Here is a 15,799-nt window from a genome sequence, read left to right as displayed (position 1 = left end):
GCGTCCGGGCTCTCCCTTTGTGCAAGCTGTTCAGTTACGGGAGGGAGGTGAATCCTCCCCAACCCCAACCCACTTGGCTGCGGGACAGCCAGCCGGACGTTCCGTTACCCGGGTAGAGGAAGAGGTTGCCACCCGAGTCCCGGGCGAGGACGTCGTTCTTGCCGTCGCCGTTGAAGTCACCCGGGCCCAGGATGGCGGTCATTCCGCTCCAACCACTTCCCACCTGGACCCTGCTGAGCCACCCGCCGGTTCCATTGCCGGGGTACAGCCAGAGGATGCCTGAGGTGTCACGGGCAAGAACATCGGATTTCCCGTCGCCATTGAAGTCACCGGTGCTGAGGATCGCATTCATGGCATTCCACCCGGCGCCCACCTGCACGCTTGATGTGAAACCGCCGGTGCCGTTGCCGCGGTAGAGCCACAGGGCTCCAGCGGCATCCCTTGCCAAGACATCGGCCTTTCCATCACCGTTGAAGTCACCCGGGGCCAGGATTAGCGTCATGCTTGTCCATGCCGTCCCGGCCTGTACTCGGGTCTGCAGCCCACCGGTCCCATTACCTGGATACAACCAGAGGATGCCGTTGGTATCCCGGGCGAGTACGTCACTGCGTCCGTCACCATTGAAGTCCTTGGTAGGGACGATTGCATTCAGCGAGTTCCAGCCGGTGCCCAACGATTTTTGGGTAAGCCAACCTCCGGTGCCGTTACCCGGGTAGAGCCACAGTGTGCCCGCGTTGTCGCGTGCCAGGACGTCGTTCTTGGAGTCTCCGGTGTAGTCCTTCCACGTATTGGCAGGTGGCACGGAGATCGTGTAGGCCTGCGTAGCGATGGTTGAGCTGTTGTTGGCGGCGTCAACGGCGAAATACTTCAAGGTCATGGCCGCGGTCAAGGTAATTGGCGACGAATACTTGTTCGCGGCGGTTGCGGTCGGATTTGTTCCGTTGGTGGTGAAGTAGATGCTCGAACCGGGTTCATTGGACGTTAGCGTGATCTGCTGGTTCGCAGGATAGCTGCCCGCCGGTGGAGTTACGGTAACCACCGGGGGAGTTGTATCCAGAACGGTGTACAAACGGGATGTCACGCCAGAGGCGTTTCCGAATGCGTCCACGGCCAGTGCTTTCACGGTCGTGTTACCTGCCAGCGCAAAGGGCGCTGTGTATGCCTTGGTACTTCCTGCGGCCGCGGTGCCTGGAATGGTCCCGTCAGTTGTGTAGAAGATGCTACCGGCCTCAGTCGACGACATCGTGACCTGTTGGCCCGAGGGGTACGCGCCGTCGACCGGTGAGACGGTCAGCGTTGGCGCCAGGTTGTCGAGAACGTAGGTCTGCGAAACGACTGCTGAGGTATTTCCGGCGGTGTCCCGGGCGAAGTACTTCAGGGTCATCGACGTCAGCGGTATGGGTCCCGCGTAGACGGTGCTTGCCGTTGTGGGCGTTGTCCCGTCCGTGGTGATGAAAATGGTGGCCGCCTCATTGACTGACAGGTTGATGGTTTTGTTGGACCCATACGTGCCACCAGCCGGATCAACGGAAACCACAGGTGGCTGGGTGTCGGCGGCGAAGACCGACACGTTCCTTGTCGCCGTGGACGTATTGCCTGCAGTGTCAGTAGCTTCCACGGTGAATGAGGTAGGGCCGCTGGGAACATTCGTGTAGGCCTTCGGCGATGTGCAGGCCGTGAAGGCGTTGCTGCCGAGCTTGCATCTGAAGCCGGCGATGTCCGGGGACGAGGAGGAGAACGTGAATGATGGCGAGATGCCAACAGTTGCCCCCTCGGCCGGGGACGAGATCGATACCTGGGGTGCCGTCAGGTCGGCCGTTACGGTTACAGACGCGATCGGACTGACGTTTCCTGCCATATCCGTGGCCCGCACACGAAGCACGTGCTGTCCAGCAGTCGCGAGCTTGAACACGTAACCAGTGGCGCATGCCGTGAACGTCGTGGTGGAGTCAACCGAGCAGGCCAGGGTCGAATCCGGCTCCGAGGTTGCACCAAGGACCGGTGAGCCGTTGACCGTCGATCCGGCCGCGGGTGACGTGATTACGGGGGCGGCAGGTGCTGTCACATCGACAGTAAATGCCCGGGATACCGGGAGTCCCGAAGGCGCTGCCCGGACGGAGAATGTATAGGCACCGTTCGCCAGCGCAGCAGCCGGCGTGAAGGTGCCTGCCGTGCATACCTGCCATACCGGCGTCGCCGTACTCAACTGCAGGCTGCATTCAAGGGCTCCGCCGGGTGGGGTGGATGCCACTGAGAATGTCGGGGTGGAGTCGTTGGTGAAAGCCGGGTTGGGGGCTTGTGTGCCATCGGCAGCCGTTGGGCCACTGGTGATTGACGGAACGACGCCGCCCAAGGACAGAAGCCTGCCGCGCTCGCTCGGCTTCGCGGGGTCAAGCTGACCCGGGTCTTCCATGACCAGCAACTTGCCGTCCCGGATGCCCAGGCCTCCCACCATGCTGAAGCCCACGGCCCACTTGTTGTCCACGGTGTCCGTGCTCAAGTCGATGCGTGAGATGGTGTCTTTTCCGACGTCGGCTGTGGAGGTTCCGCCTGCGGTTCCTGTGTAGAGAACCAAAGGTGACTGCCAGTCGTAGTAGATGGCAGTCGGCTTTCCGACGTTGTAAAGCGGGGAAGGGATGAGATTGGTCAGTTCACCATCGTCCGGGGCTGTGAAGACGGTCAAACCTGAGGTCTCCGCGACATACACCACCACATTTCCGGCGCTGTTTCGGTGCGTTGCTGCCAGGCCCAGGGAACGTGAGTTGACGGAGGCGATGGACTCTATGCTCGGGTGGAGGGCGGTTGGGTCCACAATCTTAACAATCGACCGGGCGTTCCCGAACGAGAGGTAGATGTTGCCGTCCGGGCCATCGCTGACGGCATTCGGCCGCAGGTCCCCATCAAAGATGGTCAGCGCGCCATCGTATTCGAACGTACTGCTTCCAGAGTTCCAGCGCGCACGGACGACGTCGGAACTTCCTACGGCGGCGTCCGGAATGAAAGCGATCTCATCGCCTGAGCCGGCGGCGGCAGGTGTCGGATCGATCATCGCCGGGGTACCAGCTAAAGCTGGCCCATTGTCGTGGCCAGAGAGGGTCCCGCCTAGGCATGTGGCCACTTCTATGCCTCCAGGCGTTGAGCCTGAAGCTTCAGTCACACGGCAGAAACCGGCCCGGGCATCTGAAACCCAAAGCTTGCCGCGCGGATCCACTACCGAACCCGCTGCCTTGGTCAGACCGGTAGTCACGGTTTGGCGGGCTTGGTCTGCCGCTGCGGGTCCGGCCGCCAGCGCACCGGTTAGGGCGGCCGTGGCCAAGCTGGCCGCGGCCAGGAGCGCGGTCAGTCTAAGACGGCGATGCTCCGCTGCGGCTGCACCGCGGGCAGAAGCTAGCGTGGCTGGATGAAAGGTTCTTGAGCGACCGGCGAAGGCAAGACATGCCAAACCAAGCTGAAGAACACTGCGATTGCGCGTGTCCACCGAGGAATCCCCACTTCATTCGGATGCTCCCCAGCTCCGCATGCATTGGTTATTCGCCCCACGCCGTCTCCGGCTGCGTCTATGTACATCTTCCACCAATCCCACCATTTGTCACTACTGTTTTCGGAATGTTCTTTCTGCGGCCTCCCAGCAACGTTGGCCCTGGCCGATCCCAACCGATTTCGTGACGGCGAGGATGACTTGACCCCGTAACTGCCGCCACGCACGATTGAGGTGGAGGTCACAATGCGCAGACTATTTCCTACTGCACTACCGGTGCTGATGCTTTTGGTCGCCTGCACGGCCCCCTCGCCTCAACCCACGCCGGCCACCCCCCCACAGGGGTCAGAGGCATCCCCATCCAGCAGCCCATCCGCGACGGCCACCTTGGACCCAGGCGGGCAAGCATCGTCGGGAACCCTCAACGGCGTAACTGGGGGAGATGAGACCCCGGGGGAGGATGATCCTGGCCGGTTCGCGTTCCTCTGCTCAAGCCTTGATGCGTCCCCCGAGGTTCAGCTATCGAGTCTTGCTGAAGTCTGGGCCGCCAGCAACTACACGCGGATGGCCTCATGCCAGGTCACTTATGCGGGATCCGAACCCTTCGAACCGACGCCCCGGGAATCTGAAGCGATTTCATCAGCGTCAACGCAGGGCGAGAGCTCCGGCAACGGTCTCGATACCTTATTGGACGTCCTCCGCCTGTGCGCCCGGATCAGCGAGGAGGTTGGTCCCGGAGGTTTCGATGGGGCAAGCCGTGGGACGTTGCTTGCATCTGCGGCTTACTGCCCCAAAGGGCCGCAAGGGAAAATCATCGCAGCTTGGGCGCGGGGCGAGAGGTTTGGAGACGGCACTCACGCCGTGGGCGACGGCGTGGTGGCGGGCGCTGTCCAGCTGGTGAAGCCAAGCGGTAATGCCGACGAATGCGCGTGGACAGTCACCGGACCGGATGGTTCGGTGGTAGCCAGAGGCGGGCTGGCGGAAGCGGGCAAACAGGTGGTTCTTGAGGAAGGTCAGAACTTTACTAGTGACAAATGCGGAATTTGGGGGAAGATGTACTAAGACGCAGCCGGAAACGGCTTGGGGCGAATAACCAATGCATGCGGAGCTGGGGAGCATCCGAATGAAGTGGGGATCCCTCGGTGGACATGCGCAGGCGCAGTGTTCTTCAGCTCGGTGTGGCGACTTTTGCCTTGGCCGGTTGCTCAGGAATCAAAGTAAATACGTCCCAACCTTCCGCTCTTGATGTGGCCCAGGTTGTCACCAAGGACAACAAAGTCGCCGTTGAGCGGCCGGAGCCCAAGGTTCGATACCAATTCACTTGCACGGCTGCCGACGGCAGCCTCATCGGCAAGTTCTCGAGTCTTGAAGAGGTGTGGGCGTCGACGAGATACATGCACATCACGGACTGCCAAGTGACGTATGTCGGTAGTGGACCCTTGGTGCTGACCCCCGAGGAGACGGCTGCAGTCAACGCTGCCGTGGCCGCCGGCGGTCCAGCAGGACAGGTTTCAGAGCTATGCCTCCGCATCGTCAGGGCCTGTACCCGCACGGATCCACGCAATCTCGCGGCCTCCCTTGCGGCATTCGGAGTCCCGGTAGTGAAGGGCGCCTTGACTCTGGCGCCGTTGGCTCCGCAGGCGATCCTGCTTACCCGCTGGCTCAAGACTTCGGTGGCAGGTTAGCCGGTAGCCACATGCGCGAATACGCATGGTGCGGCGATTTATATTGACCGCAATTCCAGGGGCGGATTCGTCTCATTCAACCGTACTGAACTGTGTGACCACATGGTCTAATGAAGGTGGTCTCACGTATTGGCTGTTCATCGTTATCGGGAAACGGACTTTGTTTGGGGGCAAACGAAGATCACCCGTTGCGCACAATCAAGGAAGTGATCTTTATGGCGTTTCGAATTGGAACTGCAAGCGCTGATATAACGCCGTCTCTGAGCACCAATCCGTATATGGCGGGGTATGGTTCAACGGATGGTGGTCGCGAGGCCACGAGCAGTTCGCCCTTTGAGCCTCTGTACGCCCGCGCCATCCTGATCTGGGAGGACGCAAGTCCCCACATCATCATCAGCTTGGATGTTCTGGCGTTGCCGCGTTCCATGCACCAGCGCATCAGGGACAGGATCCTCGGCCTCGCGGGCTGGTCGAGCAGCGACATTCTGATCCAGGCTACGCATACGCACAATGGCCCGGCGCTGATAGACACCCTTCATCCCTTCATGGCTTATGGTCTGGCAGATCTCGGTCTTGTGCGTTCCTACAGTGCGGACCTTGAAGACACGATTGTCAACCTCGCCCAAGAGGCCCTGGATGCGGACGAAACATCCGTGACTTTTGACTACAAAGTGTCGACGCAAAATTTTTCTGCGAACAGAGTGGGCCTTCCCTACACCGAGACGGCAGTGCCCATTCTTGTAGCCCGACGCGGAAATGGCACGCCGGCTGCTGTTATTTTCAGTTACGGCTGCCACCCGATCAGCGCAGGCCTGCGTACGCTCTTTGATGGGGATTTCGCTGCAGGCGCCTGCAACTATATCGAGAATCGCAATCCAGATTGCTTTGCGATGTTCATCCAGGGCCCTGCTGGGGACCAGGACCCGGGCGGCGTGCGGAGCTGGGAACTCAGGGACCAGCATGGGGATGCCCTCGGGGCTACTGTGAACTCGAACATGCAGTCCGCAGGCCGTGCCCTCAGCGGGCCACTAGTGACTCGGTACCAGGAAGTCCAACTGCCGTTGGACATCACTCCGACGGCGGCCAATCTGGCTGCAGTGCGCGCTGCCTACGTGGCCCGACTCGGAAATCCCAATGGCCAACCGCAGTGGTATCAGCGCCACGCACAGGTCATGATCGGACGAATCGACAGCAACAGCTTTGAAACGGCTGTGCCGTCGCCCTTCCAGGTGTGGAAGTTCAACGGCAGCCCTCAGTTGAAGATCGCCATGGTCGGCGGAGAGCTCGTCAGTGGATATGCCGCCTATTTCCGGAACCGCAACGGAGGTACCAACGGGATCATCGTTGGGGGATATGCCAACGAGTCGTGCTGCTATATTCCCAGCAACGAGTTCTTCCCGCCATCCATGCCCCTCGGAAGTTATGAAGGAGGTTGGGAACCTGACTTCCCGGGAATCGCAGGGGGCTCAATGACTGTCTATGGACATTTGGCACACTTCAAAGCCGGTACCAACGGCGTGGAGACAACCTTGATAAATGCCATGAACTCACTGCTTGCCTAAGTGCGCCAACAGCCTCGGAGGCTTCAACGTGCAGGCGTGGGTTCCGCCTCCGGCACCGTTCCGTTGACGGTGCCGGAGAGGGGTTTCGACTGAGGCTATTTCGCTGCCGGAGCCAAAATTGTCAGGCCGTTCCAGCCTGATCCGATCTGGGTTGCAGTTCCCCAGGATTTCTTCGGTCCCACAGGGTAGTACCTGAGTTCCCCGATGGTGGTCCGGGCAATAATTCCGCTGGAACCGGAGCCAGCGAAGCCACTGACGGCATCGAAACTCGAAATGATGTTCCAGCCCGTTCCAACCAAGGAGGCGGGTTCAGGCACGAAATTTCCGCTGCCGTTTGAACGGTACAGTTTCAGGTCCCCGGTGCTGGTTTTAGCCAGCAGGTCGGCGTTGGAGTCCTTGTCGAAGTCCATTTGCACAATATCCAGACCGGTCCAGCCCGTCCCGATGGCAACTCCGGTGGAGACTGTCTTCCCGGTGGGGTTGTTGAAATAGTACAGGCGGCCGTTTGAGTCGTAGCCTACGATTCCGGGGTGGGCGTCGGACTTCTTCCAGGTGCCGACGCTCAGCGTCCAGCCCTTCCAGTTGCTTCCCAGGGAAATCGGGGCCCCGAATCCCTTGCCGCTCTTGCCCGGGTAGACGTTCAATCTTCCGTCGGACCATAGCGCAACGATGTCCAAGGCGCCGTCACCGTTCCAGTCGGCAACGAAACCTGCGGTGAGACCGGCCCAACTTGTTCCGATCAAGTCTTCCGGCAACAGTGCCGTAGTGCCGGTGCCGGGATAGCGATAGAGGTTGGCATCTGGCCGGACTGCCAGGACGTCCTCCTGATCGATTCCCAAGGTGGAGTCCACATCCACAGCCATTCCGCTGATCAGGGTCGCATCGTTCCAGCCCAAGCCGATGAGGCTCCGCGTTCCCCACGTCCCGGATCCTGCAGGGTAGTAGTAGAGGTCGCCGTTGGAGGCGCGAGCGTGCAGCCCTTGCGAGTCAGCTCCAGAGAAGTTCGTCGCGGAACTGACTGCAGTCATTCCACCCCAGCCTGAACCGATCACGGTGCTTGGTTCGCTAAGGAAGCTGCCCACGCCGTTGGATCTGAACATCCTGAGGGTTCCATCCTCAGTGCGGGTGACCATGTCCTGGCTGCCGTCACCATCGAAGTCGATCTGGTTGAGCTGGTGTCCACTGAAACCCGTCCCGATGAGGACCCCGTTTCCGAGCCCGCCGCCTCCGTTGTTCGGGTAGCGATACAGGTTGCCCTTATAGTCCTGGCCTACGACACCGGGGTATCCGTCCGTGAGATTCCACCACCCAACAGTCAGCGACATTTCCTGCCACCCGGAGCCTACTTGGATGGGAGCGTAGAAACCGCCTCCGGGAGCGCCCCTGAACACCTTCAGAGTGCCATCTGACCATTGCGAGAGGATGTCTTGGACGCCGTCCTGGTTCCAGTCCACCACGTAGAGCGCCGAAGCCCCGGACCATCCCGAGCCAATCGCTACAGGTCCGGTGATCTGGCCGGTTCCACTGGCCGGGAACGCGTCCAATCCTCCTCCTGGGCTGGTAGCGAGGATGTCGGCTCCTGATGCGATGGAGGGATTGGATGGGGAAGAAACCCCGCGCGCAAATGTCCTGAGCTGGTCATAGCTGCCGTTAAAGATGTTCGAATCACCCTCGAACGGCCCGGTGCTGCTGTACTGCCACATGGAGTAGTTACCCCAGCTCAGAGGCAAGGTTCCAGGTGTGTTGGTGGGGTTGTTCCAGTACGAGGCAATCCACAGGGGGTAGCTGCCGAAGGTGGAGTTTCCTACACAGGTGTTCCACCAGTCCGTGGTGCTGTATATGACCGGGAAACGTCCGGTCAAGGCTTTGACGGTGTTGCCGAAATCGGCCGCCCATTGCCCAAGCTGGGCCTTGGACATGTCGTAGCAGGTGTTGCCGAAGTAGAACCCGTTGATGGTGCGTCCGGCGTAGGGGTTGTATTCGATGTCGAGGACAGGGGGAAGGGTGTAGCCGTCCGCGGTCCAACCGCCGCCATTCGCTACGAAGTACCTGGCCTGGTCAGCGCCGGAGGACCAGTTGGGGATGGCGAAATGGTAGGCCCCGCGCACCATGCCGACGTTGCGTGAGCCGTTGTACTGCTGGGCGTAGTTCTCGTTGAGGTAGTAGTTACCTTCAGTGGCCTTAACGTAAGCCCACCTTGAGCCCTGGTTCCATTGGCTCTGCCAGTTGACGTTACCTTGGTGGGCGCTGACATCCTGACCTGCAATGCCAATGGACGGCCGCCAGTGGCCGGTGTCTGCTGCCTGGGGCTGGGCCGTCTCGTCCCCATAAGTCTGCGCGTCCCGGGCTGCGGGAGTTCCGTGATCCGCGGTTGCCGCCAAAACCCGCGGAGAGCGCTGTCCCATTTCAGCACCTCCATATGGGATGGCTTCCTTCATGGCGGCGTTCAAGGCCGCGGCGTCCTGCCTCGTGCCGGGCGGTGCCGTGGTGCTGGAAGGCTGGGCCGCGGCCTCACCCATCGATTCAGCGGCCGACTGCGGCGGCAATTCCGGAGAAGGTCCGACGGCGGTTCCCGGCTTGGGTTCTGCGGGTGCGGTCGGGGTAATACCCGGTTGGGAGTCCTTTTCGGGCTGGACCGGGACGGTGCCTGTCGGAGCGGGTTGTGGGCCCTGCGGCGGCGCCGGCTGCGATGTGGCAGGTGGAGCCGGCTGGGGTCCCTTTGCGACAGCTTGCGCAGGAGCTGCGAGGCAACTGCCCGCAACGAGGGCGACCGCAAGTGCAACGCCTGCGTGCGTCCACGACAACCTTCGGGGCCCATCAAGGGAAGATCTTGTCATTTTCATTCCGGCCCTGTGCCGCGGCTCAGCGGCGCATGGTGTGGCTTGCGGACAAGCTCCGGGGCGGGCGCCTGCGCGTGGGACCAAAGGCCAGCTCCTAACGGCATTACCCTAACATTCCGGAACTGGAGTGACTAGTGGGGTTGAGGTTACTGCTGTGACTCATGATTTCTACTTATCCACATGTGCCCCGGAGTGACTTGAGGCCGTCTTGGCGCTCGCCTAGCGTGAGTCACTCGAGATGCGCCTCTCGATTGACCAATCCGGGAATCATTGGGGGAGATGTGGACGCTGTAAAAATCGTCGAGGGCGAAGTTCGCGAACTCATCCGGCGCCGGGGATTGGATCCCATGGAACAAACCGCGGATGTGAGGCGCCTCGTGGAGGCAGCGGTCAGCGACTACGACGAGCGGGCGCTCCTCGGACCACTTCCGCCTTTGGGACATCTCGAGACAGCCCGACGCCACGTCTTTGATGCGGTCGCAGGTTTCGGACCCCTGCAGCCACTCCTGGATGACCCCTCCATCGAGGAGGTCTGGATCAATGCCCCGCATGAAATCTATGTGGCCCGCAACGGGGAATCTGAACTGACTGCCATAAGCCTGACTGAGCAGCAGGTCCGCGACCTCGTCGAAAGGATGCTTAAAAGCTCGGGGCGGCGGCTGGACCTGTCATCACCGTTCGTGGATGCGGCGCTGCCGGACGGATCAAGGCTGCATGTAGCCATACCCGACATCACCCGGAAGCACTGGGCAGTCAATATCCGGAAATTCATTGCAAGGGCAAACCGCCTGGAGCACCTCGTGGAACTGGGAAGCCTGACACCCCAGGCTGCCAGGTTCCTGGGCGCTGCCGTGGCCAGCGGCCTCAACATTCTGGTGTCAGGGGCCACCCAGGCGGGGAAGACCACCATGCTGAACTGCCTGGCGGCAAACGTGGGCTCTCGAGAACGAGTGATAACGGTCGAGGAAATCTTCGAGCTTCAACTCCCGCTCCGCGATGTAGTGGGCCTGCAATGCAGGCAACCCAACCTGGAAGGCGAGGGTGAAATCCCCTTGCGTCGGCTGGTCAAGGAAGCGCTGCGTATGCGGCCCGACCGGTTGATCGTCGGCGAAGTCCGTGAAGCCGAAAGCCTGGATATGCTGATCGCGCTTAACTCCGGGCTTCCCGGTATGTGTACTGTCCACGCCAACTCAGCGCATGACGCCGTAACCAAGATCTGTACCTTGCCGCTACTGGCAGGGGCTAACATCTCCAGTGCCTTCGTTGTACCCACGGTCGCTTCATGCATAGACCTTGTGGTGCACTGCGGTCGCCACTCCACCGGGCGCAGGCAAGTAACCGAGGTGCTCTCCTTGGGTCGCCGGGTGGAAAACGGGATTATCGAGTCCTCGCCAGTGTTCGGCATGAGTGGCGGGCAGTTGCAGCCTCAAGCCAACTCCATGCCCGCGGTCGAAAAATTTGCCCGGTCAGGCTTTGATGTTGCCGCTCTCCTGGAGTTGAACTGATGGCCCCGCTTCTGGGGAGTCTCTGCGGCCTCGGCGTATTTCTTGTGTGGTGGTCCACGTGGGGCCAACCCGCAGGAAAGAAGAAGGCCAGACCACGGCGATTGGACCTGCTGCTGGTATCGGCGGGGATAGAAAAGGTGACGGCTGGAGGGCTTCTTGCGACCTGCGCAGGATTTGGGCTTCTGGCCCTCCTTGTCTTCTTCGTGGTGACAGCGTCCCTTCCCATCGCTGTGTGCTTCGCGATCTTCGGTTCCTGGGTGCCATTCGCCGTGGTTCGCAGGAGGGCGAACAAGCGCCGCGCGGCACTCCGCGTCCTTTGGCCGGATGTCGTGGACCATTTGCGCTCCGCCATCCGGGCAGGCCTGGCATTGCCGGAGGCGCTGATTCAACTGGGACACAACGGGCCGGATGAATTGCGCTCGCTGTTCCTCGACTTCGGGGCGGACTATAGGTCCGGTGGGCAATTCGATGCTGCGTTGAGCAGGCTCAAAGAGCGACTGGCTGATCCTGTGGCCGACCGCATCGTCGAGGCGCTTCGGATGACCCGGGAGGTGGGTGGTTCCGACCTTGGCCGCATGCTTGGCACCCTCGCGGAGTTCCTGCGGGACAGTGCCCGCACCCGCAGCGAGCTCGAGGCCCGGCAGTCCTGGACGATCAACGCCGCCCGTCTGGCCGTGGCCGCTCCATGGATCGTCCTGGTGGTGATGGCCAGCCGGCCGGAGGCCATGCTGGCCTACAGCTCGACTCTTGGCGCGATGGTGTTGCTGGGGGGCTTGTTGGTCTCCGTGTTCTGCTACGCAGTCATGCTTCGGATTGGCGCGTTGCCTGAGGACGAACGGATCCTCCGATGAGCTCGGTGACGGCGCTCGCGGTCCTGTGCGGACTCGTGCTTGGGGCAGGGCTGTGGCTGACGATTGTTCGCCTGCCTTTCCTGCGCAGCACAACTTTGGCCGAACGTATCGAACCGCAGTTGAAGTCCAGGAACCTCGAATCGCGCCTGCTGCGCGCTCCCACGCAGAACCTGACGCCGTTCGGGCCACTGGAACGAATACTCCGCCCCGTGCTTCGTGATGCAATGACCTACCTTTCCCGGTTCAACGTCGGTTCTGCCGCTTTGGCCAATCGGCTCGCGCGGGCCGGTTCGCCCAAAACAACGCTCGATTACCGGGCGGAGCAGTTGCTGTGGGCCGGTGCCGGCTTTGTGCTCGCCGTGCTGGTGGTCGCTGTCAGGGCAGCGGCGGGACAGTTCAGTCCGGCACTCCTGGTGGTCACGGTCATCGGAAGTTCAATGGCGGGATATTTGCTCCGTGACTATGTTCTTGGCCAACATATCAAGCGTCGTGAGGCCAAGATGCTGTCCGAATTTCCCAGCCTTGCCGAGCTCATGGCCTTGGCTGTAGCTGCCGGTGAGAGCGCCATGGGCGCGATGGATAGGGTGACCCGTAGCTCCAGCGGCGAGCTTTCCGCCGAATTCGCCATAGTCATCGCAGACGCGCGCTCCGGGAAGCCGCTGCCAGAAGCTCTCCAGGGATTTTCCTCAAGGGCGGAACTGCCACCCTTGGTCAGGTTTTTTGACGGCCTGGTGGTTGCTGTGGAACGCGGGACTCCTCTGGCTGCCGTTCTCAGGGCGCAGGCTGCTGATGTCCGTGACGCCGCCAAGAGGGAACTTATGGAGTCAGCGGGCCGAAAAGAGATCGCCATGATGGTGCCGCTCGTCTTTGGCGTCCTTCCACTCACAGTCGTTTTCGCGGCCTTCCCGGCCATAGCTGCCCTGGACATCAGCCTCTAGAGCCACGCCAACTCCAACTCATCATCCTGTTCACCGACATCCTGTTCACCAACAAGCTGCTTGAACACCAGCTCGACACATAGTGGGGAAATCATGAAGAAAATAGCGCAAAGCACTGTAGCGGCACTGGTCCTGATCCTAGGCTGCAGCTCCTTGCTTGCGGCCGCGGTAGGGCGCACAGCAACGGCCGCCGAAGACCATGAACGTGGCGACGTGCCTGGTTGGGTGATGATCACATTGATGTCAGCGGTCCTCGTCGCGGGGCTGCTGGCGCTCGCGGCACCGGCTTTGAATGACCTCTTCAACCAGGCCATCCACCAGGTTGCCAAATAGGGCCTGATGGGGGGAGGGCCCGTACCTTGAATATCCGTAGCCGGTCTGTGGCCTTGGCAACTGCCGAAGAGCGGGGATCCGCAGTGGTCGACTTCGTGCTGGTCGGGACGTTGCTGACCTTGTTGTTCCTGTCGATCATCCAGTTCACCTTGGTCCTGCACATTCGTAATACGCTCATCGATGCTGCGGCCTCAGGCGCGCGCTACGGATCCTTGGCGGACAGGACACCTGCCGACGCCACAGCGCGTGCATCGGAACTGATTGGCTCTGCCCTCGATGCTGACTTCCCGAGGGAGGTTACTTCGGCCGAAGCAACTGTTGACGGCATCCGCACCCTGGAGGTCACCGTAAGGGCACCTTTTCCGCTGGTCGGGTTGATCGGGCCCGTCGGACTACTGGAGGTGAAAGGCCATGCGGTGCTCCCGGGCTAACGTCTTGGTCGCTCTGTGGAAGGCCCTGCGGGAAAGGCTCGCTGACGCCCTATGCCTGAGAACAGGAAGCGAGGCCGATCGCGTACCGAATGCGGTTCCCCGCGGAGCGCAGGAAGGAAGTGCGGTGGTCGAATTCACGTTCCTGGCCCTGCTTTTGATGGTCCCGGTGGTCTATTTCGTGGTCACTGTCGGCCAACTGCAGGGCGGTTCCTTCGCTGTGGTTGGGGCGGCAGACCAAGCCGCGAAGGTCTTCGTCGCCCAGTCCGATCCGGCGGGGGCGCAAACGGCGGCGGAACAAAGTGTCCTCATCGCCCTGAAGGACTATGGCTACACTCCGGACCGGGCCAGCCTTGAGATCTCATGCGACCGATCGGATTGCTCGTCGGCGGGCGCCACGGTTTCCGTTGCCGTGCGCCTGGATGTTCCCCTGCCCATGATGCCGTTTGCGGACTCCGGCCATCTGACCGCGGGCAGGGTGAGTGCAACGGCGACCCAGGTTGTGGGGCGATACCGGTGAGGGCTTGGAGAAAGGGCAGGAACACGTCCGAGGACGGCCAGATGACGGTTCTTATCATCGGCTTCGTGGCGTTGTCCCTCCTTTTGGCCACAGCGGTGATGGCCGCATCAGCGGTGTACCTGGAACACAAGAAGCTGCTGTCACTGGCAGACGGAGCAGCGCTCGCGGCCGCCGATTCGTATGTGGCGGGGGAGATAGGCGACGGAAGTTCGCCGTCGACCGCCTTGGCGGACAACAGGGTGCTTGCGGCGGCAGGCTCCTACCTGGTCAAAAGCCATGCTTTCGGGAGGCATGACCATTTGACTGTGGAAGCTGAAACAGGCCGCGGGCCTGGGGATACTGCTGTTGTGGTGCTGACCTCCATCGCCCATCCGCCGGTGATCAGCTTCCTGCTTCCCGACGGTATTGCGGTGGAGGCCAAGTCCATTGCCAGGTCGAGGTTAACGCAGTAATGATCCGGACCTGGGAGTGGCCCCGGCGGGGGAGTCCGATGAATAGCGTACGCTGGGATAACCATGGCTGACATTGATTTTCCCGCAGAAATCCGCGCCCTTCGCGCTACTTACAGCTCCATCGAGAACGTCACAGATGTTGATGCGCTCAAAGCTGAGATCGCTGAACTGAGCGAGCAAGCCGGTGCACCGGACCTTTGGGACGACCCCGCAGCAGCCCAGGTGATCACGTCCCGGTTGTCCCATCGGCAGTCGGAAGTTGAGCGCCTGTCGAAGCTTGCATCCCGTATTGACGACCTCGAAGTGCTTGTGGAGTTGGGCCAGGACGAGGGCGACGAAGCCTCCATGGCCGAAGCCGCGAAGGAGTTGGCCTCCATCCGCAAGGCGTTGGAGGAACTCGAAGTCGTTACACTGCTCTCGGGTGAATACGACGAGCGGGAGGCCGTTGTCACCATCAGGGCGGGGGCCGGTGGCGTTGATGCCGCCGATTTCGCCGAAATGCTGATGAGGATGTACCTTCGCTGGGCTGAGCGCCATGGTTACCCAACCACGGTCATGGACACTTCCTACGCCGAAGAGGCAGGTCTGAAGTCCGCCACCTTTGAAGTGAAGGCGCCGTATGCGTTTGGCACACTGAGCGTTGAGGCGGGCACCCACCGCCTGGTCCGCATCAGTCCCTTCGATAACCAGGGCCGGCGGCAGACGTCCTTTGCCGCCGTTGAGGTCATCCCGCTGATTGAACAGACGGACTCCATCGAGATTCCGGACAACGAAATCCGGGTGGATGTCTTCCGGTCTTCGGGGCCTGGTGGCCAGTCGGTCAACACCACCGACTCCGCTGTACGGTTGACGCACCTTCCCACTGGAATTGTCGTCTCCATGCAGAATGAAAAATCACAGCTCCAAAACCGCGCAGCGGCCATGCGGGTGCTGCAGTCGCGGCTCTTGTTGGTTAAGAAGGAACAACAAGACGCCGAGAAGAAAGCGTTGGCCGGTGACGTCAAAGCGTCCTGGGGCGACCAGATGCGCTCCTATGTGCTGAATCCTTACCAGATGGTCAAGGACCTGCGAACGGAACACGAAGTGGGCAACACGTCGGCAGTGCTGGACGGCGACATCGACGACTTCATCGATGCCGGCATCCGTTGGCGCACTGGCAACCGCAACGCCGCTGCCAGCTAAGCCACGTCGCTGCCAGCTAAGCCAG

The 15,799-nt window shown here is 61.3% G+C and carries 12 protein-coding genes; 10 read left to right on the top strand and 2 right to left on the bottom strand.

Annotation, left to right across the window (positions count from 1 at the left end):
* Positions 1-34 precede the first annotated feature (34 nt).
* Complete coding sequence (locus J2Y68_RS15015; protein ID WP_309994557.1) at positions 35-3,049, bottom strand: chitobiase/beta-hexosaminidase C-terminal domain-containing protein; 3,015 nt, start codon at positions 3,047-3,049, stop codon at positions 35-37.
* 1,676 nt (positions 3,050-4,725) lie between these two features.
* Here J2Y68_RS15015 and J2Y68_RS15010 point away from each other — a divergent pair.
* Positions 4,726-5,163 (top strand): hypothetical protein, encoded by a 438-nt coding sequence (locus J2Y68_RS15010; RefSeq protein ID WP_309994556.1) that lies wholly within the window; start codon positions 4,726-4,728, stop codon positions 5,161-5,163.
* Positions 5,164-5,273: 110 nt separating this feature from the next.
* Positions 5,274-6,725, top strand: a complete 1,452-nt coding sequence (locus tag J2Y68_RS15005; protein ID WP_309994554.1) for a hypothetical protein — start codon at positions 5,274-5,276, stop codon at positions 6,723-6,725.
* A 95-nt stretch (positions 6,726-6,820) separates the two neighbouring features.
* Here the strand turns inward: J2Y68_RS15005 and J2Y68_RS15000 are convergent, their stop codons facing one another.
* Positions 6,821-9,562 (bottom strand): GH25 family lysozyme, encoded by a 2,742-nt coding sequence (locus J2Y68_RS15000; protein ID WP_309994553.1) that lies wholly within the window; start codon positions 9,560-9,562, stop codon positions 6,821-6,823.
* Between the two features lie 284 nt (positions 9,563-9,846).
* Here J2Y68_RS15000 and J2Y68_RS14995 point away from each other — a divergent pair, with 284 nt between their 5' ends.
* The 8 genes from J2Y68_RS14995 to prfB all read left to right on the top strand — a co-directional run bounded on the left by J2Y68_RS14995 (position 9,847) and on the right by prfB (position 15,774).
* On the top strand, positions 9,847-11,070 hold the full coding sequence (locus tag J2Y68_RS14995; RefSeq protein ID WP_309994551.1) for a CpaF family protein: 1,224 nt from the start codon (positions 9,847-9,849) through the stop codon (positions 11,068-11,070).
* Positions 11,070-11,921: a type II secretion system F family protein gene (locus J2Y68_RS14990; RefSeq protein WP_309994549.1), complete on the top strand. Its 852-nt coding sequence runs from the start codon at positions 11,070-11,072 to the stop codon at positions 11,919-11,921. The genes J2Y68_RS14995 and J2Y68_RS14990 overlap by 1 nt, the downstream gene beginning before the upstream one ends.
* Positions 11,918-12,859 carry a type II secretion system F family protein gene (locus tag J2Y68_RS14985; protein WP_309994548.1) on the top strand — a complete coding sequence of 314 codons (942 nt, stop codon included), beginning with the start codon at positions 11,918-11,920 and terminating at the stop codon, positions 12,857-12,859. Before J2Y68_RS14990 ends, J2Y68_RS14985 begins: the two co-directional genes overlap by 4 nt.
* Before the next feature lie 93 nt (positions 12,860-12,952).
* Positions 12,953-13,192: a hypothetical protein gene (locus tag J2Y68_RS14980; protein ID WP_309994547.1), complete on the top strand. Its 240-nt coding sequence runs from the start codon at positions 12,953-12,955 to the stop codon at positions 13,190-13,192.
* A gap of 26 nt (positions 13,193-13,218) precedes the next feature.
* Positions 13,219-13,623, top strand: a complete 405-nt coding sequence (locus tag J2Y68_RS14975; protein ID WP_309994546.1) for a TadE/TadG family type IV pilus assembly protein — start codon at positions 13,219-13,221, stop codon at positions 13,621-13,623.
* Between the two features lie 124 nt (positions 13,624-13,747).
* Complete coding sequence (locus J2Y68_RS14970; protein WP_309994544.1) at positions 13,748-14,140, top strand: hypothetical protein; 393 nt, start codon at positions 13,748-13,750, stop codon at positions 14,138-14,140.
* A 41-nt stretch (positions 14,141-14,181) separates the two neighbouring features.
* Positions 14,182-14,592 carry a pilus assembly protein TadG-related protein gene (locus J2Y68_RS14965; RefSeq protein WP_309994543.1) on the top strand — a complete coding sequence of 137 codons (411 nt, stop codon included), beginning with the start codon at positions 14,182-14,184 and terminating at the stop codon, positions 14,590-14,592.
* A gap of 63 nt (positions 14,593-14,655) precedes the next feature.
* Positions 14,656-15,774, top strand: a complete 1,119-nt coding sequence (prfB, locus tag J2Y68_RS14960; protein WP_309994542.1) for a peptide chain release factor 2 — start codon at positions 14,656-14,658, stop codon at positions 15,772-15,774.
* The last annotated feature ends 25 nt before the right edge of the window (positions 15,775-15,799 follow it).

The sequence above is a fragment of the Paenarthrobacter nitroguajacolicus genome (genome assembly GCF_031455195.1).
GTDB classification, from domain to species: domain Bacteria; phylum Actinomycetota; class Actinomycetes; order Actinomycetales; family Micrococcaceae; genus Arthrobacter; species Arthrobacter nitroguajacolicus_D.
The sequence above is the reverse complement of the archived record's forward strand: the minus strand, read 5'-3'. Positions and strand labels throughout refer to the sequence as shown.